20 protein-coding genes and 1 pseudogene are annotated in these 23,851 nt (G+C 71.2%); 9 read left to right on the top strand and 12 right to left on the bottom strand.

From position 1 onward, the window contains the following. Positions 1-13: 13 nt before the first annotated feature. Positions 14-373 (top strand): hypothetical protein, encoded by a 360-nt coding sequence (locus tag FCI23_RS36200; protein WP_136728423.1) that lies wholly within the window; start codon positions 14-16, stop codon positions 371-373. On the opposite strand, the gene FCI23_RS36195 is transcribed toward FCI23_RS36200, so the two are convergent. Then, positions 271-1,968 (bottom strand): sensor histidine kinase, encoded by a 1,698-nt coding sequence (locus FCI23_RS36195; protein WP_136728422.1) that lies wholly within the window; start codon positions 1,966-1,968, stop codon positions 271-273. The genes FCI23_RS36200 and FCI23_RS36195 overlap by 103 nt on opposite strands. A gap of 152 nt (positions 1,969-2,120) precedes the next feature. Here FCI23_RS36195 and FCI23_RS36190 point away from each other — a divergent pair, with 152 nt between their 5' ends. Then, on the top strand, positions 2,121-4,352 hold the full coding sequence (locus FCI23_RS36190; RefSeq protein ID WP_136728421.1) for an MMPL family transporter: 2,232 nt from the start codon (positions 2,121-2,123) through the stop codon (positions 4,350-4,352). On the opposite strand, the gene FCI23_RS36185 is transcribed toward FCI23_RS36190, so the two are convergent. From FCI23_RS36185 to FCI23_RS36175, 3 genes are read right to left on the bottom strand one after another with little or no spacing between them, the layout of a single operon-like run. After that, a complete protein-coding gene (locus tag FCI23_RS36185) occupies positions 4,329-5,111 on the bottom strand; it encodes a TetR/AcrR family transcriptional regulator (RefSeq protein WP_136728420.1) in 783 nt (260 codons plus the stop codon). The two genes, FCI23_RS36190 and FCI23_RS36185, sit on opposite strands and share 24 nt — an antisense overlap. Next, on the bottom strand, positions 5,089-5,625 hold the full coding sequence (locus FCI23_RS36180; protein ID WP_136728419.1) for a thiol-disulfide oxidoreductase DCC family protein: 537 nt from the start codon (positions 5,623-5,625) through the stop codon (positions 5,089-5,091). Before FCI23_RS36180 ends, FCI23_RS36185 begins: the two co-directional genes overlap by 23 nt. Before the next feature lie 4 nt (positions 5,626-5,629). Beyond that, positions 5,630-6,040 carry a hypothetical protein gene (locus FCI23_RS36175; protein ID WP_136728418.1) on the bottom strand — a complete coding sequence of 137 codons (411 nt, stop codon included), beginning with the start codon at positions 6,038-6,040 and terminating at the stop codon, positions 5,630-5,632. A 101-nt stretch (positions 6,041-6,141) separates the two neighbouring features. Between FCI23_RS36175 and FCI23_RS36170 the strand changes: the two genes are divergently transcribed. Both FCI23_RS36170 and FCI23_RS36165 read left to right on the top strand, forming a co-directional pair. Next, entirely contained in the window at positions 6,142-6,840 is a 699-nt protein-coding gene (locus FCI23_RS36170; RefSeq protein WP_136728417.1) for a response regulator transcription factor, read from the top strand. Between the two features lie 361 nt (positions 6,841-7,201). Then, positions 7,202-7,639, top strand: a complete 438-nt coding sequence (locus FCI23_RS36165) for a DUF4234 domain-containing protein (protein WP_136728416.1) — start codon at positions 7,202-7,204, stop codon at positions 7,637-7,639. A gap of 314 nt (positions 7,640-7,953) precedes the next feature. Here FCI23_RS36165 and FCI23_RS36160 read toward each other — a convergent pair whose 3' ends face one another. The 6 genes from FCI23_RS36160 to FCI23_RS36135 all read right to left on the bottom strand — a co-directional run bounded on the left by FCI23_RS36160 (position 7,954) and on the right by FCI23_RS36135 (position 14,515). Beyond that, positions 7,954-9,102, bottom strand: coding sequence for a D-alanyl-D-alanine carboxypeptidase family protein (locus FCI23_RS36160; protein ID WP_136728415.1), 1,149 nt, complete (start codon positions 9,100-9,102; stop codon positions 7,954-7,956). A gap of 62 nt (positions 9,103-9,164) precedes the next feature. Beyond that, positions 9,165-9,938: a succinate dehydrogenase iron-sulfur subunit gene (locus FCI23_RS36155; RefSeq protein WP_136728414.1), complete on the bottom strand. Its 774-nt coding sequence runs from the start codon at positions 9,936-9,938 to the stop codon at positions 9,165-9,167. Continuing rightward, positions 9,938-11,692, bottom strand: a complete 1,755-nt coding sequence (gene sdhA, locus FCI23_RS36150) for a succinate dehydrogenase flavoprotein subunit (protein WP_136728413.1) — start codon at positions 11,690-11,692, stop codon at positions 9,938-9,940. Before sdhA ends, FCI23_RS36155 begins: the two co-directional genes overlap by 1 nt. 20 nt (positions 11,693-11,712) lie before the next feature. Then, positions 11,713-12,204: a succinate dehydrogenase hydrophobic membrane anchor subunit gene (locus tag FCI23_RS36145; protein WP_136728412.1), complete on the bottom strand. Its 492-nt coding sequence runs from the start codon at positions 12,202-12,204 to the stop codon at positions 11,713-11,715. A 3-nt stretch (positions 12,205-12,207) separates the two neighbouring features. Continuing rightward, positions 12,208-12,588, bottom strand: coding sequence for a succinate dehydrogenase, cytochrome b556 subunit (sdhC, locus tag FCI23_RS36140; protein ID WP_136728411.1), 381 nt, complete (start codon positions 12,586-12,588; stop codon positions 12,208-12,210). A 1,249-nt stretch (positions 12,589-13,837) separates the two neighbouring features. Continuing rightward, on the bottom strand, positions 13,838-14,515 hold the full coding sequence (locus FCI23_RS36135) for a 2-oxo-4-hydroxy-4-carboxy-5-ureidoimidazoline decarboxylase (RefSeq protein ID WP_136728410.1): 678 nt from the start codon (positions 14,513-14,515) through the stop codon (positions 13,838-13,840). 161 nt (positions 14,516-14,676) lie between these two features. Between FCI23_RS36135 and FCI23_RS36130 the strand changes: the two genes are divergently transcribed. The 4 genes from FCI23_RS36130 (at position 14,677) to FCI23_RS36115 (ending at position 20,416) form a co-directional block, all read left to right on the top strand. Beyond that, the gene (locus FCI23_RS36130) at positions 14,677-16,203 is read left to right on the top strand and encodes a family 20 glycosylhydrolase (RefSeq protein ID WP_136728409.1); all 1,527 of its coding nucleotides are present in this window, start codon (positions 14,677-14,679) and stop codon (positions 16,201-16,203) included. Positions 16,204-16,414: 211 nt separating this feature from the next. After that, complete coding sequence (locus FCI23_RS36125) at positions 16,415-17,005, top strand: RNA polymerase sigma factor (protein WP_246144394.1); 591 nt, start codon at positions 16,415-16,417, stop codon at positions 17,003-17,005. Then, positions 17,002-17,955, top strand: coding sequence for a hypothetical protein (locus FCI23_RS36120; RefSeq protein WP_136728408.1), 954 nt, complete (start codon positions 17,002-17,004; stop codon positions 17,953-17,955). Before FCI23_RS36125 ends, FCI23_RS36120 begins: the two co-directional genes overlap by 4 nt. Positions 17,956-18,256: 301 nt before the next feature. Next, a complete protein-coding gene (locus FCI23_RS36115; protein WP_136728407.1) occupies positions 18,257-20,416 on the top strand; it encodes a HEAT repeat domain-containing protein in 2,160 nt (719 codons plus the stop codon). A 164-nt stretch (positions 20,417-20,580) separates the two neighbouring features. Here FCI23_RS36115 and FCI23_RS36110 read toward each other — a convergent pair whose 3' ends face one another. After that, complete coding sequence (locus tag FCI23_RS36110) at positions 20,581-21,405, bottom strand: L,D-transpeptidase family protein (protein ID WP_169317086.1); 825 nt, start codon at positions 21,403-21,405, stop codon at positions 20,581-20,583. Between the two features lie 326 nt (positions 21,406-21,731). Here FCI23_RS36110 and FCI23_RS36105 point away from each other — a divergent pair, with 326 nt between their 5' ends. Then, complete coding sequence (locus FCI23_RS36105; RefSeq protein WP_136728406.1) at positions 21,732-23,312, top strand: acyl-CoA mutase large subunit family protein; 1,581 nt, start codon at positions 21,732-21,734, stop codon at positions 23,310-23,312. Between the two features lie 118 nt (positions 23,313-23,430). Here the strand turns inward: FCI23_RS36105 and FCI23_RS36100 are convergent. Beyond that, positions 23,431-23,632 (bottom strand): annotated as a pseudogene (locus FCI23_RS36100) (FAD-dependent monooxygenase); the annotation flags it as partial. Between the last annotated feature and the right edge of the window lie 219 nt (positions 23,633-23,851).

The following is a 23,851-nucleotide window of genomic DNA, read 5'->3' as shown; positions in this document are numbered from 1 at the left end:
GCACGCACGCGACATGAGGACCCGTACCGGCACCTGGCTCACCGAGGCCTACTGGTGCCATGCCGACGGGCAGGGCGACCCCGGCACCCCCGCGCACCCACCGCCAACCTGCCTTCTGCCGACCGCCGGCCGGGCCATGGACTGGATGCGCGCCTGCGTCCGCAACGCCGCCGGGGGGCTGGACCACCACCCCTTCATGGCGGTCTGGCGCTGGCTCAACGACCAGGACGGACTGGACACCGCCCTCGCCGGGCTCCGCGACGGCGCCGGCTACTCCTTCAGCGTCGACACCGGCTTCGACCACCGCACCTGGTCCGTCCACCCGGTGCTGCTGCTCCCGTTGCTCGACGACGACAGGTCCGACTCGTCGTGAACCGGCAGCCGTACGGTCACACACAGCCCCTCCCCGGGCGCGGTCTCCACCGTCACGCTCCCCTGGTGGGCCTCGACCATGCCGCGCACTATCGCCATCCCCAGCCCCGCACCGCTCACCGCCCCGACCGGGCCGCTCTCCGCCGGCGCCCGGAAGAACCGGTCAAAGATCCGCGCCGCGTCCTCGGCACTCATCCCGGGCCCCTCATCCCTGATCCGCAGCACCGCACGCTGCGCGCAAGCGTGGGGCGCCGGCGCCATGGCCGTGGCGCCGCCGTAGAACTCGCCGTAGACCTCGCCGGGGCCCGGCGTCCGCACCGCGGGTGTCACTTCGCGGGACAGCGTGATCGACACCGCGGCCTCCGCCGGAGTGTGCGCCCGCACATTGGCCAGCAGATTGCCGACCACCTGCCGGAGCGCCGCCTCGTCGCCCACGACGGCCACCGGCCCCGGCCCGCCGGAGCCTCCCCCGGCTACCGCTGGGAGGTGCCCCCAGTCCGCCCCGAGCCGGTCGGGAGCGCCGTCGGCCCCCGCCCGCGGCGCGAGGCGCACGCTCACCGGGCGCCCCGGCTGTTGAGCGCGCAGGTCCTCCGCCGCGTCCCGGACGAGACCGGCGAGGTCCACCGGCTGGAGCCGGAGTACCGGACGCTGGTCGAGGCGGGCCAGGGTGAGAAGCTCCTCGACGAGGTGGGCCATGCGTTCGGCCTCGGCGGTCATCCTGGCGAGTGCCCGGGTGCGGTCGGCGGGGTCGCTGAGCATGCCGCGGTCGTACAGCTGGAGATAGCCGCGGATGGCGGAGAGCGGGGTGCGCAGTTCGTGCGAGGCGTCCGCGATGAAATGCCGCAGTTGCGAGGCCGCGTACTCGCGGGTCTCGAAGGCGGTCTCGACCTGGTGCAGCATGGCATTGAGGGCGAGCCGTAGCTGCTCGACCTCGCTGACCTCGTTGCAGCGGGCACTGACCCGCCGCGAGAGGTCGCCGTCGGCTATGGCGGAGGCGGTCTCCACCATGTCCTTCAGCGGGCGGAGCCGCCGCTGGGCCTCGATGAGCGAGATCGCGGCCAGCAGCGCCAGCAGCCCCACGCCGACGGCGAGATCGAGGTGCAGGGCCTTGGTCAGGCCGGCGTGCAGCGACTCGGTGGAGGTCCCGATGACGAGAAGCGTGCCGTCGCCCAGCCGGGTGGCCGTGACCCGGTAGGGCGCGCCGCCCACGGTGACATCGCCGGGCGCGGCGAGCCCGACGAGGGCGGCCGGATCACGGACGGCGGAGGCCAGCGCCCGCTGCCGGTCGCTCGGGTCGACACCGGCGAAGGCGAGCGCCCGGCCGTCGCCGCCGATCGGGGTGAGCACGGTCTCGCTGGTCGGCAGCGCCTGCGCGGCGACCTGGGCGATCACGTTGAGGCGGTCGATCTGCGGCATGGTCAGCTCGGACCGCTGCAGCGCCTCGCGGGAGTGCAACAGCTGCGCGTCCACGCTGGCCAGCAGATAGTGCTGCATGCCCATCAGGCTCGCCGCGGTAGCGGCGAGGATGCCGATCGCGAGGAGAGCGACATTGCCGAGGGTCAGCTTGGCGCGCAACGAACGGGGCCGGTGACTCATCCCCTCAGTATCGGAGCGGGCTTGTGTGATGCACCCATCCGAACTTGGGAGTTCCTTGAGAGTCCGGGCCCCGGTCACCCGTACCGCCCCCGTACCCCACAGGCTGGACCCGACGACCTTGGGGAAATGACAGAAGAGGGGTAGAGGGAGTCGTGGCCGCACTTGCGCGATGGTGCTTCCAGCACCGATGGGTGGTCCTGCTGCTGTGGGTGGGGGTGCTGTTCGGCACGACTGCCGGCAGTACCGTGGCCGGCAGTTCGTACGCCAACGTCTTCAGCCTGCCGGGGACGGAATCGTCCCGGGCACTGGACGTGATGATGAAGGCCTTCCCGCAGCAGTCGGGTGATACCGACACCGTGGTGTGGGAGGTGGGGAAGGGCAGCAGTGTCCGCGACGCCGCGGTGCGGCAGCGGATGGAGTCGGCGCTCGCCGACATGGCGAAGCTGCCGGACGTCGGCACGGTGGCGGGTCCGTACGCCGCCGGGGGAGCGGCGAGGATCAGCGCCGACGGCCGGATCGCTTACGCCGAGGTGACGTTCACCAAACAGGCGAACGCACTCGACAAGAAGGTGATCCAGGCCGTCATCGACCGGGGGGAGGCGGCCCGCACCAGCGGGTTGCGGGTTGAGCTCGGGGGCCAGGCCATCGAGCAGACCGAGCAGCCGAAGCAGGGCCTGTCCGAGGCGGTGGGAATCGTCGCGGCGGCCGTGGTGCTCTTCGTGGCCTTCGGCTCGCTCTTCGCGATGCTGCTGCCGCTGCTCAACGCCATCTTCGCGGTGGGCACCGGGCTGATGGGCCTGTCGCTGCTCAGCCACGCCGTCGACATGCCGGACGTCGCGCCGCTGCTCGGCAGCCTGATCGGGCTCGGCGTCGGTATCGACTACGCGCTCTTCATCGTCACCCGGCACCGCAGGGGCCTGCGGGACGGGCTCTCCCCGGCGGAGGCCGCCGAGCGGGCGCTGGACACCTCGGGGCGTGCGGTGCTCTTCGCGGGCGGCACGGTGTGCATCGCGCTGCTGGCGATGTTCACACTGAACCTGAGCTTCATGAACGGCGTCGCGATCGCCACCACGGTGGTCGTGGTGCTGAGCGTGATCGCCGCGACGACCCTGCTGCCCGCCATGCTCGGCTTCATCGGCCGGCGTGCCCTGAGCCGCCGCGAGCGGCATGCCATGGAAGCGGCGGACGCGGCCGGTGCGGGCGCAAAGGCGCCGAAGGCCGGTGCGGCGGCCCGCTGGGCCGGTGTCCTGGAGCGGCGGCCGAAGGCGCTCGCCGCGGTCGCGGTCCTGGTGATGGCGGTGCTCGCCATCCCTGTGTTCTCGCTCCGCCTCGGCGTCAACGACCAGGGCAACCAGCCCACCACGCAGACCACCCGGCAGGCCTACGACATGCTGGCCAAGGGCTTCGGCCCCGGCTTCAACGGCCCGCTGCTGCTGGTCGCCGAGGTACCGGGCGGGGCGGCCGACCGTGCCGCGCTGAACGGCCTCGTCAAGCAGCTCGCTACGACCCCCGGAGTGGCCCAGGCGATCGCGCCGCCCATCGCGGCGGGCTCGACGACGGGGCTCGTACAGGTGGTGCCGACCACCTCACCGCAGGCCCTGCAGACCGACCAGCTCATCGACCGGCTGCGTGGCACGATCGTGCCACGCGCCGAGCGGGGCACCACGCTGAAGGTGTACGTCGGCGGATCGACGGCGATCCAGAAGGACTTCGCCACGGTCATCGGCAACCGGTTGCCGCTGTTCATCGGGCTGATCGTCGGCCTGGGCGCGCTGCTGCTGATGGTCGCCTTCCGCAGCATCGTGGTACCGCTGACGTCGGCGGCGATGAACCTGATCGCGGCGGCGTCCTCCTTCGGTCTGCTGGTCGCCTTCTTCCAGTGGGGCTGGGGCGTCAACCTGCTGGACGTCGGCAAGGAGGGGCCGATCCTCTCCTTCCTGCCGGTGATCATGCTGCCGCTGCTCTTCGGGCTGTCGATGGACTACCAGGTCTTCCTGGTCAGCCGGATGCACGAGGAATGGGTACACACGAAGGACAACGCGCGGGCGGTCAGGGTCGGGCTCTCCGAGACCAGCCGTGTCATCAACTGTGCCGCGCTGATCATGGTCTGTGTCTTCTCGTCCTTCATCCTCAGCGGCGACCGCAGCGGTGTCATGGCAGGCCTGGGCCTCGCCGGCTCGGTGGCCCTGGACGCCTTCATCCTCCGCACGATCCTGGTGCCGGCCCTGATGTTCCTGATCGGCCGGGCCAACTGGTGGCTGCCGGGCTGGCTCGATCGCCGGCTGCCGCACATGGCGGTGGAGGGCCCGGGCGAGGAGCCGCCCGCGCCGATGGCACAGCCGGACGTGGATCCGCGTCCGTCATCGGTCGCCGGCCGCACCTGAGGGGCCTGAGGGGCCTGAGGAGACGGGGACGAGGAACTCCTCCAGGAGTTCCTTTACCCCGCGGACCAGCGGGCGCAGCATCCGGTAGCGGGAGAGCGCGACCGTGCGGGCGATGAGCGGGACGGTGCGGGCGACCAGCCGGTAGGTGCGTTCGTAGCCGGGGGAGCGGTCGTAGACCCAGAAGAGCACGATTCCCATCTGGTAGAGCCACAGCAACTGGGGGAGCATTTCGGCCAGTTCGGGGTCGGCCTTGGCGCCGGCCCCGGCTGCGTTCCCGGCTCCGGCGAGTGTCTGCTGGAGGACGGCGATCGCCGAGTCGCGGGCTTTGTGCGATTCGGGGGAGAAGGGGCTGAGCGGGCTGTCCGGGTCGGCGGCGTTCTTGAAGAACTGGGACGCGAACCGGTGGTAGGGCGCGGACAGGTCGAGCCAGGCGTTCAGCACTCGCTGCAGCCGCTTGCCGAAGTCCGGCTCCTCGCCCAGGACGCTCTGGACCGCCGCCTGGTGCTCGGCGGCGATCCGGTCGTAGAACCCCTGGACGAGGTGTTCCTTGGAGTCGAAGTAGTAGTAGGCGTTGCCGACCGAGACCCCGGCCTCCTTGGCGATGGCCCGCATCGTCGTCCGGTCGTAACCGCGCTCTTCGAACAGCCGGAGCGCGGTCTCCAGGATGAGGGTCCTGGTCTGCTCGCTCTTGGGAGCCTTGGTCTTCCTGGGGTCCTGGTCTTTCACGGGCGTGAGCCTAACCGGGTGTGCCGCAGCCATCGTCGCAGGCGCTCGGGCCTGCGGCGATGCTTCGGGCGTCGACGATCGGTGCCCAGCCCACCCGGCCGCCCGGCTGCGCCGCGGGGCGCGCACCCCACGTACTCCACTGCCCCTCGCGGTACTTGGCGGCGGCCAGCACCGCGGCGCGGGCGAACGGAGCGCCTGCCCGGGTGCTGAGCCGGTGGGACACCGGCCGGTACTCGGCCAGCGCCCACAGGCACACCAGCCAGGCGGCCTCGCCCCGGTAGACCTGCCCGGCGTCGCCGACGACCGTGATCTCCCGCAGCGTCGCGGTGTGGTCGAGGTCCGGGAAGCGGAGGCGGGCCTCGTCCGAGCCGACCGGGACCGGTTCCAGCGGGACGAGCTGGCGTTGTCCGGCGAGCCAGTTCCGTACAAAGGCGCAGAGCCGGCAGTCGGGGTCGTAGAGGACCGTGAGCCGCTGGACGGGCTGCTGTGCGGCTGAGTGGGGGTTCTGACGGTTCTGGGGCTCCTGGGGCTCCTGCAGGGCTGCCATGGCGTCACACCCCGGGGGCGGCGGGCCGGGTCCAGCCCTGCGGAGCGACCGGCGGCAGCTGCTCGCGCTCCATGATCCCGCGGCGGCGGATCTTGTTGAGGACGTAGACATTGCCGAGGTGCATGACGCCGAGGACGAGGAGTACGACGCCGATCTTCACCGAGAGCGCCTCGAAGAGCCCCCGGGTGTCGCTCACCGTGTCGGCAGCCTTGAGATACAGCGCCACGAACCCCAGGTTGACGAGGTAGAAGCCGACCACCAGCAGGTGGTTGACGGCATCGGCGAGTTTTTCGTTGCCCTGCAGGACATCGGCGAGGAAGACGCGGCCGTTGGTGCTCAGCGTCCGGGCGACCCACACCGTGAGTCCGACGCTGATGACGAGGTAGACGACGTAGGTGACGACTGTGAGATCCATGGACCCACCTTTGTTCGAACCTTGCTTGAACGTGTTCAACTCTCGTTGCGAGACTCACCATAGACCTACTTTTGAACATGTTCAAGCGATGTACTAAGGGCATGGACAGTCCCGAAATCCCGGCCGCCACCGTGTTGATCGTCGAGGACGAGCCAAGCATCGCCGACGTCCTGCGGATCACCCTGAAGTTCCACGGCTTCACCGTGCACACCGCCGCCACCGGCCGCGCCGCCCTGGCCGCCGCCCGCGAGCACCGCCCCGACCTCGTGCTGCTCGATGTGATGCTCCCCGACGGCAACGGCTGGGAGCTCTGCCGCGCGATGCGCGCCGAGCGGGACGACCTGGCCGTCATCTTCGTCACCGCACGCGATGCGCCGCGCGATGTCGTCGGCGGCCTGGCCCTGGGCGGCGACGACTACATCACCAAGCCCTTCGGCGTCGACGAGGTCGTCGCCCGCGTCCACGCGGTCCTCCGCCGCACCCGGCGCACAACACCCGCCCCCGACCCCGTACTCCGGCACGGCGACCTGGAGATGGACGAGGGCACCTTCACCGTCCGCCGCGCCGGCCGCCCCGTCGACCTGACCCCCACCGAGTACAACCTGCTGCGTCATCTGCTCCGGCACGCCGGGCGCATCGTCACCAAGGAGCAGCTGCTCCAGGACGTCTGGAACTACGACTTCGACGTCGAGTCGACCGTAGTCGAGACCTACATCAGCTATCTGCGGCGCAAGCTGGACCGGCTGGGGCCGCCCCTGATCGAGACCCGCCGAGGCATCGGCTACGGCCTGCGGGCGTGATCCCGGCCGGTGAACGGGAAGACCGTCGCACGCGGTGCCGGTGTCGGTGCCGGGCGGCTGCGCCGTATCGCCGGACTCCTGGACCGCGTCACCGGTGCCCCCGGCAGGCGTTGTCCCGGCCGCCAGGGCCGAAGGTCACGCCGCCGACATCTGGCCGACATAAGATCCACACACGCTGCCTCGGCGTACCCCCAGTACGCCGGGGCAGCTGCGCGTAGATTATCCGGACACCTGTGCGAAGTCTTTGGTCGGTGAAGGGATGACATGCGGTGATCAAGCCACTAGCGTCCCATCTGGCATCTGACACGGCCTGCGGGGGCGGGGACCACGCCGCATCGGCCCGTGCGTGCCGTCACTCGCCGTGAGCGCACGAGGGGGCAGGATGTTCGGCGACGTACGAGAGGGCAGCAGCGGCGGCTGGCTCGCAACCGGCCTGGCCACGCCGTCCGGCGTCATGCGCAGCCCGGTCCAGGTCTGGCTGCTGACGCTCGCGACCTTCGGCCTGTACGGCCTCCGCTGGTACTACATCGTCAACAGAGAGCTCCGCGACTTCGACCCCCGGATTCAGGTCCGCCCCGCGCTCGCCCTCCTCTCCGTCACCCTCGGCGCCCTGGTGATCGTCCCCGCCGTCGTCTCCATCGTTCACACCGGATCCCGTATCGCCCAGGCCCAACGCCGCGCCGGCCTGTTCGCCGGCTCCGTCTCGGGCATCCGAGGCCTCCTGCTGGGCCCCGTCCTCGGAATGACCCCGCTGTACTACCAGCACCACCTCAACGAGGTCTGGATAGCCCGAAACTGACGGACCGACAGCAGAGTTTGCGTGCTCGCTGCAGCCTTCATCGACGCAGAACGGCCTGGCCGACGGCAGGGCCGGAACCTCACACCGGTGCAGGGACGGCGGCCCGTGGCAACGGCTCCTGCCGCGCGTGTACGTGCTGCACTCGGTACGCGGGCCAGGGCCCGGAACCACCCATGCCGGCGGGGACCGCAGTACTGGCGCTGCTCCGGCACCGGTCCGTGCCGCACCCCGTCCCCGACCTGCCGCACGGCCCCCTGCGTGCCATCGAGGCACCCCTCTGCTGACGCCAACGCAAGTCTGAGCCCTCGGAGTTGTCAGGCTCTGCGCCGCCGTCCTACGGCCTTTGGCTGGGGGCGGCGGCGGAGGGCGAGAACGCCCCCGGCGACGAGCGCGGACAGGGCGGCGGCGGTTCCGGCCAGGCCGGAGGGGCCGGAGGGGGTCGCGGAGGCCCTGTTCTCGGTGGTCGGGACGTTGGCGGAGGCAGTCGGTCTGGAGCCGGCTGCGCTCACCGGCTCCGCCAGGACCCCGACAGGGTCGACCTCGCCGGCTGCCTCGAATCCCCAGTCGAGTAGGGCGGCGGCCTCCTTGTAGACCTCGTCGTAGCCGTACTGGGGGTGCATGACGGTGGCCAGCAGCGTACGGCCGCCACGCTCGGCGGCGCCGGTGAAGGTGTTGCCGGCGTTCGTCGTGTAGCCGTTCTTGACGCCGATGATGCCGCTGTAGCTGCCCAGCAGGCGGTTGGTGTTCTGCAGCTGGAAGGTCTTTCCGCCCTCCGCCGGGAACTCGGCGATGCGGGTGGAGCAGTACTCGCGGAAGTCGGCGTTCTGCAGCCCGGCGCGGGCGAAGAGGGTCAGGTCGTACGCGGACGACACCTGCCCCGGATGGTCGTAGCCGTCCGCCGACACCACGTGTGTGTCGTCCGCCCGCAGCTGTTTGGCCCGGGCCCGCATTTCCTCGATGGTCTTGTCGATGCCGCCGTTCATGGCGGCCAGTACGTGCACCGCGTCGTTCCCCGAGCGCAGGAAGACGCCGAGCCACAGGTCGTGCACGGTGTACATGATGCCCGCCTCGACGCCGACCAGGCTGCTGCCGCCGCCCATGCCCGCCAGGTCGGCGGCGACCACCTTGTGCTTCTGCGTCTTCTTGAACTTCGGCAGCACCGTGTCCGCGAAAAGCATCTTCAGGGTGCTCGCCGGCGGCAGCTGCTGGTGCGCGTTGCGGGCGGCCAGGACGTCCCCGCTGTCGGCGTCCGCCACGACCCAGGCCAGTGAGTTCGTACTCGGCAGTGCCGGAGCCCCGCTCCCGACCTGGGTGCCGGATCTGCCCAGCCGCTCCCCGCCTACGGTGGATCTCGCCGCGGCGGCGGCCGTACCCGCCGGTACGGCCGCCGCCGCGGCGAGTCCGACGAGGGTACGCCGGGACAGCGTGCGGCCGTTGAATTTCGTGGGGGGTATCTCGGGCACGAGGAGAGAGGTTACAAGAAAGCCCCGGCTCCTCGCGGAACCGGGGCCATCATGGGTCCGGGTCAGAAGCGGCGGGTGATCAGGGCGCGCTTGACTTCCTGGATGGCCTTCGTGACCTCGATGCCACGCGGGCAGGCATCGGTGCAGTTGAAGGTGGTACGGCAGCGCCAGACGCCGTCCTTGTCGTTGAGGATCTCCAGGCGCTGCTCACCGCCCTCGTCGCGCGAGTCGAAGATGAACCGGTGCGCGTTGACGATCGCGGCGGGCCCGAAGTACTGCCCGTCGTTCCAGAAGACCGGGCAGGCCGAGGTGCACGCGGCGCAGAGGATGCACTTGGTGGTGTCGTCGAAGCGCGCGCGGTCCTCGGGGGACTGAAGGCGCTCACGGGTCGGCTCGTTGCCCTTGGTGATCAGGAAGGGCATGACGTCGCGGTAGGCCTGGAAGAACGGGTCCATGTCGACGATGAGGTCCTTGAGGACCGTGAGGCCCTTGATGGGCTCGACCGTGATCGGCTTGTCCGGGTTGAGATCCTTGATCAGCGTCTTGCAGGCGAGGCGGTTGCGGCCGTTGATGCGCATGGCATCGGAGCCGCAGACGCCGTGCGCACAGGAGCGCCGGAAGGTGAGCGTGCCGTCCATTTCCCACTTGACCTTGTGGAGCGCGTCCAGGACACGCTCCTTGGGGTCGATGTCGAGCAGGTAGTCGACCCAGACGGCCTCGTCGGAGACCTCGGGGTTGAAGCGGCGGATCCGCAGGGTGACGGTGATCAGGTGAGAGGCGCTGTCCTCCGCCGCGTCCAGCGCGGAGGAGTGCTTCTCGAGCGTGGGAGTGCTCATCAGTACTTACGCTCCATCGGCTGGTAGCGGGTCTGCACGACCGGCTTGTAGTCGAGGCGGATGGTCTCGTTGCCGACCGAATCCATCTCGCGGTACGCCATCGTGTGCCGCATGAAGTTGACGTCGTCGCGGTTGGGGTAGTCCTCGCGGTAGTGACCGCCGCGGGACTCCTTGCGGGCGAGGGCGGAGACGGCCATGACCTCGGCGAGGTCGAGCAGGTTGCTGAGCTCGATGGCCTCGAGGAGGTCGGTGTTGAACCGCCTGCCCTTGTCCTGGACGGAGACGTTCTTGAAACGCTCGCGCAGATGCGCGATCTCCTCGACCGCTTCCTTGATGGTCTGTTCGGTGCGGAAGACCATCACATTCTTGTCCATGCACTCCTGGAGCGCACTGCGGAGCTCGGCCACCCGCTCGCCGCCGGTGGAGTTGCGCAGCCCCTCGACCTGCTCGATGACGAGCGAGGCGGGGTTCTCGGGCAGATCCACGTAATCCGTGGTGGCGGAGTACTCGGCGGCGGCGATACCGGCCCGCTTGCCGAAGACATTGATGTCCAGGAGCGAGTTGGTGCCGAGCCGGTTGGCGCCGTGCACGGAGACGCAGGCGACCTCGCCGGCGGCGTACAGGCCCCCGACGACGGTCTCGTTGTCGGAGAGCACCTCGCCCTGGACATTGGTGGGGATGCCGCCCATGGCGTAGTGCGCGGTGGGCTGGATCGGGATCGGGTCCGTGTACGGCTCGATGCCGAGGTACGTCCGGGCGAACTCCGTGATGTCCGGCAGCTTGGCGTCCAGCTGCTCAGGCGGCAGGTGCGTCAGGTCGAGGTAGACATGGTCGCCCTCGGGTCCGCAGCCGCGGCCCTCGCGGATCTCGGTGTAGATCGCGCGGGAGACGACGTCACGCGAGGCGAGGTCCTTCATGACGGGCGCGTACTTCTCCATGAAGCGCTCGCCGTCCTTGTTGCGGAGAATCCCGCCCTCGCCGCGGGCGCCCTCGGTGAGGAGGATGCCCATGCGCCAGATGCCGGTCGGGTGGAACTGGAAGAACTCCATGTCCTCCAGCGGAAGCCCGCGGCGGAACGCGGCGGCCTGGCCGTCACCGGTCAGGGTGTGCGCGTTCGAGGTGACCTTGAAGAACTTGCCGGTGCCGCCGGAGGCGAAGATCACGGCCTTCGCCTGGAAGACATGGATCTCGCCGGTGGCCAGCTCATAGGCCACCACGCCGGCCGTCCTCTTCTCCCCGCCGACCTCGGCGAGCAGCAGGTCCAGGACGTAGAACTCGTTGAAGAACTCCACGCCCTCCTTGACGCAGTTCTGGTACAGCGTCTGGAGGATCATGTGGCCGGTGCGGTCCGCGGCGTAGCACGCGCGGCGCACGGCGGCCTCGCCGTGGTTACGGGTGTGCCCGCCGAAGCGGCGCTGGTCGATGGTGCCGTCCGGGGTGCGGTTGAACGGCAGGCCCATCTTCTCCAGGTCGAGGACGGCGTCGATGGCCTCCCTCGCCAGGATCTCGGCGGCGTCCTGGTCGACCAGGTAGTCGCCGCCCTTGATCGTGTCGAAGGTGTGCCACTCCCAGTTGTCGTCCTCGACATTCGCGAGGGCGGCGGCCATGCCGCCCTGGGCGGCGCCGGTGTGGGAGCGGGTCGGGTAGAGCTTCGTCAGGACGGCGGTACGGCTGCGCTTGGTCGACTCGATGGCCGCGCGCATGCCGGCGCCGCCGGCCCCGACGATGACGGTGTCGTACTTGTGGATCTTCATGGTCGCGTCAGCCCCGGGCTCTAGCGGATATTCGGGTCGAAGGTGAAGATCACCAGCGTGCCGAGAATGATGGTGAACGCCGTCGCGGTGAACAGCAGCGTCTTCAGCCAGAACCGGGTGTTCGGCCGCTCGGCGTAGTCGTTGATGACCGTGCGGAGGCCGTTGCCGCCGTGCAGCATCGCCAGCCAGAGCATGGTCAGGTCCCAGCCCTGCCAGAACGGGCTCGCCCAGCGGCCGGCGACGAAGGCGAAGCCGACCTTGGACACGCCGCCGTCCAGCACGAGCTGGATCAGCAGATGGCCCAGGACCAGAACGACGAGCACGACGCCGGACAGCCGCATGAACAGCCAGCCGTACATTTCGAAGTTCGTGCGGGAGGCGCGCGGGGTGCGCTTGGTGCGGGTGCGCGGCGGCTCGATCACCGGGGCCGGGTGGTCGGGGCTGAAGGCGGTGCTGGAGCCGCTCAGCTGCACGGCGCCGGCGCCGGTTTCGATGGAGTCGGTTGCGGACATGGCTCAGTTCCCCCACAGGACGCGGGCGGCGTGGCCGAGGACCGGGTAGATCGCTCCGACCATCAGCAGGACCCAGAGGCCGACAACGGTCCACAGCATCTGCTTCTGGTACTTCGGGCCCTTGGACCAGAAATCGACCGCGATGACACGCAGACCGTTCAGTGCGTGGAACAGGATGGCCGCGACCAGCCCGTACTCCAGCAGACTGACGATGGGGGTCTTGTAGGTCGCGACGACCTTGTCGTAATCCTCGGGGGAGACACGCACCAGGGCGGTGTCGAGGACATGGACGAACAGGAAGAAGAAAATGAGGACACCGGTGACTCGATGAGCCACCCATGACCACATGCCTTCCCGGCCGCGGTACAGCGTTCCAGCCGGCACGGAAAAAACCCTCCGGGAGCGGGGCGGGGGCCTGCCGGCTTCGGTGTCGGTCGCGGCCCGGCCGGGTACGGTCCTCCGGCCCTGGCCATCGTAGCGACGGCCTGTCGGCTACGTCCCGCCGGGTGGGCCAGGTGTGATCGATCCCCTACGTTTGGCCTCGCGGCGCGTTGCTGTGGGGTGGGCGCCCGGCGCCGGGGTTGCCGCTCCGTCCTCAAACGCGCCGGACGGGCGCACCTCTTGTCTGCCGCCCTCGCGCAGCTTCGCGGGCTTCGGGCGGCTGCGCCGGACTCCGTCCGTCGGGGCGCAGCGCCCGGCGGGTCGGCGCAGCCGGGTTCTGGTGCCCCGCACCGTGGGTCCCGGCGGTGCCCCGCACCGTGGGTCCCGGCTGTGTCGCGTTGCCCTTTGGCGGGGTTGCCGCTCCGTCCTCAAACGCCGGACGGGCTGGGTTTTGGTGCCCTGCGCCGTTGTGCGGGGCGCGCTGTGTTGTCGGCGGCGTCGGTGTCGCCTCCGGGGTGACTCGCTCCCCCAACCTTCGGCCGGGAGGTGCCCCCACCAGCTACCTCCCCCAGCCTTCGGCCGGGAGGTGCCCCCAGGAGGTGCCCTTACGACTGTGTCGCCAGCATCCCCTGCACCATGCGCCATCGCCACCGGCATACGGCGACACAGTCTGCGGGGACACCCCTGCACCGCCTCCTCCGGCCGTCACAGCGCCTTGCGGTGCGTGTTCTCTTGGGGTCCAAACCACCGGCTGCGGTGCGTTCGTTTTACGGTCTCCGCCACGGCGAGGCCGTCACGCGCCCATGCGGCTGGGAGGGGACGCGCCGGGGTGTCCCCGCAGGGGACGAGCGCGTGCACCCCGGGCAAGCATGCTGCGGACCCGCACGCGCGAGCCCCGAGGAGATCACCCCACAGCGGCCCCGACCCCGCGACGGACATGGCGTGGCGGCACGCACGACAACCCAGCCCGTCCGGCGTTTGAGGACGGAACCGTCGCGCCGGACAGGGGTAAACCTGCCGTGCCGGTCCGGCCGGGCAAATCCAGCCCGTCCGGCGCTTGAGGACGGAACCGGTACGCCGGGCCGGGGTAAACGTGCCGTGCTGGCCCAGCAGGGCAAACCCAGCCCGTCCGGCGTTTGAGGACGGAGCGGTGCCCCCGGCAGAGGGGGCGGAACGCGCACGCTCGCAGCCGGGGCAACCTGCCGCGCCGGTCCGGCCGGGCACGGAAGGGCCTACGCCGGAGGCGGGCGGTTCAGACGGGCCCGGGGGCCGTGCCGGGGGCACCCGGTGGCGTTCCGGCCAGGACGGCGAGGCGGCCGCGGGCGATGCGGCGCAGTTCCTCGGCCGCGACGGAGCGTTCCTCGTCGGGGTCGTTGCTGAGGCGGGCGCGAATGCTGGCGAGCACGGTGCTGAGGGTTTCGTCCGGGTCGTGGCCGTCGACGGAGACGATGAAGACGTGCCCGAAACGGGCCTCGTACGCCGCGTGCGCGGCCCGCAGCGCGGTGTGGGCGGCCAGGCTGCCCCGGGGCGGTGGGGCCGACGTCGCGATGCCGGGCAGCCCGGCGCCCGTACCCGTGCGCATCGGGTGAGCCGTGGGGGCCGTGGGGGCCGCCGCCGCCGCAAGGCAGGCCGCGCTGGGGGCCGGGGCGGGGATGACGCCCGCCTCTGCGGCCAGTGCTTCGGTGAGGTCGGCCGCCGCCAGGTCGTACGCGGCCTCGTCGGCGGCGGCCAGGAGGGCGCTGAGGTCCGGGTAGGGGCGGTGGGCGGCAACGCGGCGGGCCCAGCGGTGGCTGCCGCAGCATGTCAGCAGGATGGATTCAGCGACGCAGTCCGGGGCGGCGTTGAGGCGGGCGAGACCGGGGTGCGGGGTGGCGGCGCCGCGGGTCTGGGGCGGTAGCTTCGGCGGGACGGCCGGAGTGTCGCTGGACAGCGCTGGTCTCCTGTGGATCTCCTGTGGGACGGTAAGGAATAGCCAACGCTAACGGTGCATGTTCGGCTCTGTCCGTCGGATGCCAGGATTTCACTCTTACGAGAACGAATGTGCGCATGTGGTAGACGGCAAAGTCCGTCTTTTCGGTTTAGCTTCCTCCTATGGTCCGTCCACGGTCCAAGATCGCGTCGCTCGCGGGGGTGCTGTGCGCCATGGCGTTCACCGCTGCCCCGGAGCCGGTCGTGTTGGCGGGGCCGACGGCCGTGGCGGGGGGCCCGCTCCCGGTGGTGCCGGCCGTGCGCTCCTTCACGCCGCGGACCGGCGCGGCCTGGAAACCCGGTACGTCGACCAGGGTGGTGGCCACCCGGGGCGGGACGCTGGAGGACGAGGCCCGGCTGCTCGCCGGAGAGCTTCACGTGCCGTACGCAGACGGTCCCGCCAGGGCCGGAGATGTATCGCTTTCACTCGATCGGGTGAACGCCAATCCGGAGGCGTACGAGCTGACCGCCGGAAGCGGCGGGATCACGGTGCGGGGCCGGACCGACGCCGGGGTCTTCTACGGCACCCGGACCCTGCTGCAGGTCCTGCGGGCGGACGGCCGCTTCCCGGCCGGGGCGGTCCGGGACGAGCCGGACCGGGCGCAGCGCGGGCTGACGGTGGACATCGCCCGCAAGAACTTCAGCCGCGGCTGGATCGAGGACCGGATCCGCGAGCTGGGCGACCTCAAGCTCAACCAGCTGCATCTGCACTTCAGCGACGACCAGGGCTTCCGGATCGAGAGCTCCTCGCACCCCGAGATCGTGTCCGCGCAGCACCTTAGCAAGGCCGATCTCCGGGCCATCACCGCCCTCGCGGAGCGGCGGCATGTCACTGTCGTGCCCGAGATCGACACCCCCGGGCATCTGGGCTCCGTGTTCGCCGCGCATCCCGAGCTCCAGCTCCGCGACGCGTCCGGCGCCCCCGCGCACGGCGCCATCGACATCTCCGACCCGCGGGCCGCCCGTATTACCGACGACCTGCTGCGCGAGTTCGCTCCGCTTTTCCCCGGGCCGTACTGGCACCTCGGCGGCGATGAATACCACGCGGCGATCGTCCCGGCCCCGGAGGCCGCCTACCCCCGGCTCGCGGCGCTGGCGCGGCGGCGTTACGGGCCCGGCGCCACGGTCGCCGATGCCGAGACGGGGTGGCTGAACGACCGTGCCGCGCTCCTGCGCTCGTACGGCAAGATCCCCAAGTTCTGGAACGACGGCTTCCACGGCAGCGCCCTGGCGCGGCCCGACACGGCCGACGAGATCGAGTACTGGTCCGGCAAGCGCCTGCGCGGCCGCAGGCCGGAGGAGTACCTCAAGGAGGGCCGGCGCCTGGTCAACCTCAACGACGAGTACCTGTACTACATCCTGGGCGGCCCCAAGTCCTTCCCGTATCCCACCGGGCAGCGGATCTACGAGAAGTGGACCCCCGCCGTCGTCTATGGCACGGCGGCCGTGGCCGCCGGTCTCTCCGGCCCGGACCGTATCCTCGGCGCCCGGTTCGCCATCTGGTGCGACGACGCCGCCGCGCAGACCGAGGCGCAGATCGCCGCAGGCATCCGCATGCCGCTGCGCGCGCTCAGCCAGAAGCTCTGGGATCCCGGGCGGCCGGCGCTGTCCTGGCGGAAGTTCACGGCGCTCGCCGGGCGGGTCGGCTGAGCTCCTGTGAGGCCGCTTGGTCGCTGGGGCAGCGTTCAGGGCGGCCGGGGTCCGCCTCCCCCCACAGGAGCGTCCCCGGCCGCTTGTCAATTACAGCGCCTCAGGGGCCGAAAGTGTCACACCTTTCGGGCGTCTGTTCGCACCGTGGCCGGAAGTGGGCGTCTCGGATACGGCAAGATGGGGCACCTGTTCGAGGGGGAGGGGGCCGGCGGTGGATGTGACGGCCGCGGTGCGTGCGGCGAAAACGGGGGACGAGCACGCATTCCGGGTGATCTACCGGGCGCTGCAGCCGCAGCTGCTGAGCTATGTGCGGACGTTCGTGGGGGCGATGGACGCGGAGGACGTGGCGTCGGAAACGTGGTTGCAGATAGCGCGGGATCTGCGGAGCTTCAGCGGGGGAGAGGACTCGCTACGGGGCTGGGCGGCCCGGATCGCCCGTAATCGCGCGTTGGACCACCTGAGGGCGGCCAACCGGCGGCCGGTGGCCGGGGCCGGGGTGGAGGAGTTGCTCGAGATGCCGGCCGGGGTGGACACCGCGGAGGAGGCGGTGGCGGCAGTCGGCACCGGGCGCGCACTGGCAGCGATCGCGACGCTGCCGCAGGACCAGGCGGAAGCCGTTCTGCTGCGGGTGGTGATGGGGCTCGACTCGAAGACCGCGGCCAAGGTGCTGGGCAAGCGCGCCGGGGCGACGCGGATGGCGACCAGCCGGGGACTCCGGCGTCTCGCCGAGCTTCTGGAATCGGACGGTGGCCGGACAGGTGTGACGCTTTCGGTGTCGCGAACGCTTGAGGACATGAGATGAGCGATAACCGAACCCGATCACAGGACAGGCTCGACTGGCTCGATGACGCCGTCGTTGAGCGGCTGCTGCGCGGTGAGGCGGCCGGCGCGCGGGCCGAGCCGCTGGCCCGGCTGCTCGCCGCTGCCGCCAGGCCCTCCGCGGTGGACCCCGTACGGGAGGAGGCGGCGCTCACCGCCTTCCGGACGGTGCATGACGAGGATGCGCTCGTGGCGGGAAGCCGGATCCCTGGCCTGGCCCGGCTGCGGGGCCGGCGGCCGGGCGGGGCGCGCCGGGCGGTCCGCCCCGCCAAGGCGCTGGCCGGGGCGTTGGTGGCCACCGCGGCGCTGGGAGGCGTGGCGGTGGCGGCCGGTGCGCTCCCGACGCCGTTCGGCGGCGGGAGCACCTGGCCGGTGCTGACGCACAGCGCGGCCGGAAGCGGGCAACACGCGTCCGCCGTGCCGGGCGGCACATACTCGGCCACGCCGGACCAGGACCGTCCGGCGGGCGGCACCTCGCGCGGGGTGCCGAGCCCCACGCCGGCGGCCACGGTCGGTGCCGTGGCCGCCGGGAAGCTGTGCCGGGCGTACTCCGCCGCCAAGACGCGGGGCGAGGAAATGGACGACGCGTCGTACCAGCAGCTCAAGCGGGCAGCGGGCGGCCGGCAGGCGATGTACGGCTACTGCGCGGGGCTGCTGGGCTGGGACCGGGCGGGCAGTTGGACGCAGCCGGGCACGGACTCGGGAACGGACACCGGTACGGGCGCAGGCAAGTCCCAGAGCCCGACGAACGGCAGTGAGCAACAGAGCTGGGACGCCGGCGGCGGCTCCTCGGGCGGCGGCGGATCGGACACCTCGGCGGGTGGCGACGGCAGCAACGCCGGCAGCGGCAAGGGCGATGCCGGCGGCATCGGCCACGGGACCGGCAATGGCATGAGCGGCGTCGGCAGCGACGGCGCCGGGCGGGGCCGCTGAAGGGCGCTGTCGGTTTTCGGCCGATCCGCAACGACCGGGCTTCGCCGCCAGGCATATCAGTGACAGTTTCCGGGCGCCTGACGCTTTAGAAGATAGGCCGACTGGTCATCGGCTCAGCGGGCCCAGGTTCTCCCCGTACCGCACGGGCCCGCGCCCCAGGACGCGGCCGGGCGCAGATCCCCCGGACCGGCCGCGTCCGCCGGCCGCGCGTATTCGGCCCGAACATGCCCAGAGTCCCCGCGCGGGTTGTCGCTGCTGTGGTGCACACTCCCAATGAGGCAAACGCTGGGGAGGGCGCATCGTGTTCACCGGACTGCACGAAATTGACTGGGCCTCGATGACCCACGCCTACGGACCCGCCACCGAGGTGCCGTATCTGCTGCGCGGACTGGCCTCCGACGACCCGCGCGAGCGGGAGGCCGCAGCCGATGGCATGTACGGAGCCGTGCACCATCAGGGAGATGTCTACGACTCCACGCTCGCCTGCATCCCGTTCCTGTTCGAGCTGGTGACCGACGGCGCCGTCCAGGACCGGGGCGTGATCGTGGGACTGCTGGCGAGCATCGGCGGCATGGACATCGGGGGTGACGACTTCGAGGGGGACAAGACCGACCTGCCCGACGCCGAGGAGGCCGAGTGGCGCGCCAACTACGCCATGGCGCACGCCGCCGTACGAGCCGGGGCCGATATCTTCCTGGCGTTGCTCACCGACCCCGACCCGGACGTACGCCGTGAAGTGCCCCCGGTCCTGACCGCCTGGCCCGACCACGCCGCCCGCACCTTCGCCGTGCTCCGCGAACGGCTCCCCGCCGAGCCGGACTTCGAGGCCCGGATGGCCGTCGTGGAGGCCGTCAGCACCCTCGCCCTGCGCATCCCCGAGCTCTCCGGCACCGTCGGCGGCTGGCTCGCCGGGCTTGCCGCGGCCCACCAGGACCCGGCGCTGCGGCTGGCCGCGCTCGCCCAGGTCGCCCGCTGCGCCCCCGGTGCGCTGCCCGCCGACATCGCGGCGGCGGTGTGTGCGCTGCTGGCGGCGATGCAGCCCGGCCCGGATCCCGCCACGGAGCCGGAGGCGTCACCGGCCGCCCCGTCCGGGCTCATCGGCGAGCCCGGCCAACTGGGCAATCTACGCGAGTCGCCCGCCCACGCCGGCAGCGGCGCCGGTGTGCTCTGGGCCGGCGATCTGCTGCGCACCCTCCAGAGCGCGCTGGGCGACCGGACCGGCGACCGCGCGGCCATCCTCGCCGACCAGCTGCGCTCCGCCCACCGGGACCGGCGGATCGACGCGGTGTGGATGACCGGGGGGCTGCTGCGCGGTTGGCGCGGCCAGTACGAGGAGCTGGTGGAGCTCGTCGGACAGCAGCTTTCCGACCCCGAGCCCCGGCTGACGGCCGCCGCCGCATCGGTGCTGGAAGACCTCGACACGCTCGCCGGCCCCGCCGCCGACGCGCTGGCGCGATGTCTGGACGACGCCCCGTGCTCCAGCGAACCGGGGCCCAGGGCCTTACCGCCGTGGGTCAGACAGTGGCCCGACGGGCGGCCCACCCTGGGCCCGGCGCCGAAGAGCCTCGCCCGGCTCGGCGACCGGCGCGTCCTGCCGGCACTGGCCTGGGCGCTGGAGCAGCCCGAGCCGCCCCGGGACATCGCCCATGCCATAGGCGCCCTTGGCGAGCCCGGCACCTCGCTCGTCCCGCTGCTGCGCCGCCGGCTTCGGGAGGCGCCGCTGGACGAGCGGCTGTACGACCGGTGCGATCCGCTGCTGTCCGCCGTAGCCGCGCTCGCCGGATATGCCGACGCCGCCGCTCCCGCGGTGCCGGAAGTGCTGCGCATCCTGCGCAACGCCCCCGCCGGGCACCGGGAGTGGACCCTGCTGACCGCCGCCCGAGCCCTCGGCCGGATCGGCCCGGCCGCCCTGGAGGCGGTGCCCGACCTGACCGTGCTGCTGGAGGACCCGTCGCACTGCACCGCCATCGCCGCCGCCTCGGCCCTTTGGCGGATCGAGCCCGGCACCGGGGCCGATGCCGTCCTGCCGGTGTTGCAGCGTCATATCGCCGGGCCGGTCCGCAGCGCCCGCGCGGCCGTCCAGGCCATAGCCGAGCTCGGGCCCGCCGCCGTGTCCGCCAGGCCGAGACTGCGCGGGCTGCTCACGGTCTCCGATCCCTGGCTGCGGCTGGACGCCGCCGTGGCGCTGTGGCGGGTGACCGGCGACTGCACGGCGGCGGTGCCCGTCCTGCGCGCCTCCTGGCGGGAGAACGCCCACAGCCGCAGGGACGTCGCCCGTTGCGCGGCGCAGATGGGCCCGGCCGCGGCCGGGCTAGGGCCGCTGCTGGCCCGTGAACTCGCGGCGGCGCGGCGGCACAACCACGCCGAGGGCGGCTATGGCGGCCATGACATCGCCGCCGACCTGCGGCTGCTGGAATATTGCCGGGACGCGCTGTCCCGGCTGGGCGGACCGGGAGTGTGACACTTTCGGCCCCCTTGGCGCTGTAGAGAGTGGACCGACTGGTCATCGGTCCTCCGGGCCCTGGTCTCCCCGTACCGGGTGCCCAACAGGTCGTGGGCGGGGTGCATTTTTCCCCCGCCCCGCCCACGCCCTATCCGGGTCCTGCCGCCCGGCCTCGTCCGGTGTCACCAGTGGATGACGACCTTGTCGCCGGTCCGCACCTGGTCGAAGAGCGCGGAGATCTTGCCGAGGTCGCGTACGTTGACGCAGCCGTGCGAGGCTCCCGCGTAGCCGCGGGCTGCGAAGTCCGAGGAGTAGTGCACGGCCTGGCCGCCGCTGAAGAACATCGCGTACGGCATGGCCGTGTGATAGATCGTCGACACATGGTGGCGGCTCTTGAAGTTCACGCGGAAGGTGCCCTCCCTCGTCGGCGTGTACTGGGCCCCGAAACGCACATCCATCGCCGAGCGCACCTTGCCGTCGACGACCCAGGACAGGGTCCGGCTGGTCTTGCTGACGCAGAGCACACGGCCGGTGAGGCAGCGCGCGTCGAGTTCGGCGGCCGGGTTGGCCGTCGGCGGGTACATGGCGGTGTGGGACGGCGGCTGCGTCAGCGCGCGCAGCCTGGCCCAGGTGGTGGTGGTGACCTGTCCGGTGCCGGCCAGGCCGTGCCCGCTCTGGAAGGTGCGGACGGCGGCGGCGGTGACGGTGCCGTAGTAGCCGGTCGGGTTGCGGCCGAAGAGGCCGAGCTGCCGGAGCCGGGCCTGTAGCTCGCGCACCCGGTCACCGCTGGATCCGCTCGCGATCACCGGACGGGCCGCCGGCCTGACCGTGGGTTCGGCCGCCGGCCGGCGGCCGCTGGTGGCCGACGGGGAGGAGGCGGCGGCGCCGCTCGCCGGTATGGATTTGCCGGGCCTGCCGGCCTGGCCGTTCTGCGCCCCCTGAGCTTTGCAGCCGGCCAGCGAGCCCGCGGCCAGGGCGGCGACGGCCGCTGCGACCGCTACCCGCATCCGCCTGTCATGCATATGCGTCACGAATGCCCCCCGTATGTCCTGGTACGCCCTTGGATACGATTCCCGCCCGGGAGGCATCGCGAACATCGCGGCGCCGCTGTGGCGGCCGGGTGTTCCCGGGCAGCACGGCGCAACCCCTGTCTTTACCCCTGTTCTCCGCCCGGTGACGCGCGAACGCGGTGGCTCTGGCTGCACACTGTGAGGAAGGTCCCAGAGTGCGGACCTCCACGGCTCGCACGCCCGCCGCTACAGTCCGTTGCGGGGGCGGGAGATTACCCGTCGGTAGCAAGGTCGTTGCAAGCCTGAGCTGGAGGCGTGAACCCATGGCGCGCGAGTCAGAGTCCGGACTGCCCATCGAGCCGGTCTACGGCCCGGACGCCCTCGCCGGCTGGGATGCCGGTGAGAAGCTCGGTGACCCGGGCGTGTACCCCTTCACCCGCGGCGTGTACCCGTCGATGTATACCGGCCGTCCCTGGACCATGCGGCAGTACGCCGGCTTCGGCACCGCCACCGAGTCCAACGCCCGCTACAAGCAGTTGATCGCCAACGGGACGATGGGCCTGTCCGTCGCCTTCGACCTGCCCACCCAGATGGGCCACGACTCCGACGCGCCCATCTCCAGCGGCGAGGTCGGCAAGGTCGGCGTCGCCATCGACTCGATCGAGGACATGAGGGTGCTCTTCGGCGGCATCCCGCTGGACAAAGTCTCCACCTCGATGACCATCAACGCCCCCGCCGCGCTCCTCCTGCTGATGTACCAGCTGGTCGGCGAGGAACAGGGCGTCGCGGCCGGTCAGCTCACCGGCACCATCCAGAACGATGTGCTCAAGGAGTACATCGCCCGCGGCACCTACATCTTCCCGCCCAAGCCGAGCCTCCGGCTGATCGCCGACATCTTCAAGTACTGCAAGGCCGAGATCCCCAAGTGGAACACGATCTCGATCTCCGGCTACCACATGGCCGAGGCCGGTGCCTCGCCCGCCCAGGAGATCGCCTTCACCCTCGCCGACGGCATCGAGTACGTCCGCACCGCCGTCGCCGCCGGCATGGATATCGACGACTTCGCGCCCCGGCTCTCCTTCTTCTTCGTCTCCCGGACCACGATCCTCGAAGAGGTCGCCAAGTTCCGGGCCGCCCGCAGGATCTGGGCCCGTGTCATGCGTGAGGAGTTCGGCGCCAAGAACCCCAAGTCGCAGATGCTGCGCTTCCACACCCAGACCGCGGGCGTCCAGCTCACCGCGCAGCAGCCCGAGGTCAACCTTGTCCGCGTGGCGGTGCAGGGCCTGGCCGCGGTCCTCGGCGGCACCCAGTCGCTGCACACCAACTCCTTCGACGAGGCCATCGCTCTCCCCACGGACAAGTCGGCCCGGCTCGCCCTGCGCACCCAGCAGGTCCTGGCGTACGAGACCGACGTCACCGCCACCGTCGACCCCTTCGCGGGCTCCTACGTCGTGGAGAAGCTCACCGACGACGTCGAAGCGGCGGCCCTGGAGCTCATGCGGAAGGTCGAGGACCTCGGCGGCGCCGTCAACGCCATCGAGCACGGCTTCCAGAAGTCCGAGATCGAGCAGAGTGCCTACCGCATCCAGCAGCAGACCGACGCCGGCGAGCGCGTCGTCGTCGGCGTCAACCGCTACAAGCTCGACGAGGAGGAGCCGTACGAGCCGCTCCGCGTCGACCCCGCCATCGAGGCCCAGCAGGCGGAGCGGCTGGCGAAGCTCCGTGTCGGCCGCGACCAGCAGGCGGTCGACACGGCCCTGGCCGCGCTGCAGGAGGCCGCCCAGGGCACAGCCAATGTGCTCTACCCCATGAAGGACGCGCTCCGCGCCCGCGCCACCGTCGGCGAGGTCTGCAACGCGCTCCGCGAGGTGTGGGGCACCTACGTCCCCACGGACGCGTTCTGACGCTGCTCCGGGTGGATTGGCTCTCCATCACGCCCTGGGGGCGTGGGGGCCAGGGGGTAAGAAGCGGGTCAGCCGTGGAAGCGGGCGAAGTAGGCCCGGATATCGGCCGGGTCGGCGGTCGCCACGCCGACATATCCGTCGCGTCCTGAACGTTGGTGTTCAGTCCCTGCCCGCCTCGGGGAGTGGACTTGTGCCGCATCGCTGGCGAGGAAGACCAAGCCGTCCCGAAAACGGTCGGCCAGCGCGGCCCGCGGCCGGAAGTCCGAGGCCCACCGCACTTCGAGGACATCGTCGGCCGATAGGTGGGTGCGGCGTGCCACGCCCGCGGCATAGGTCGAGAGGCAGAACGACGGGGGCACCGTCCAGCTCGATCGCTTCCAGATCCGCAGCATGGGCTCGGACGCCGTGTCCGCACTCCCCGGCTCCGCCGTGCGTGTACCGGGTGCGCGGGCCGCGGACACCAGCGAGGTGTAGCCGACCGGTCATGCCAGGAGAATCACGCGGATCACGCGGGCCGGGTGCCGCGAGGGCTCGCGAGT

The sequence above is a fragment of the Actinacidiphila oryziradicis genome (assembly GCF_005047355.1).
Classification (GTDB): domain Bacteria; phylum Actinomycetota; class Actinomycetes; order Streptomycetales; family Streptomycetaceae; genus Actinacidiphila; species Actinacidiphila oryziradicis.
Note: the sequence above shows the minus strand (reverse complement) of the source record. Positions and strands in the feature narration are given on the sequence as shown.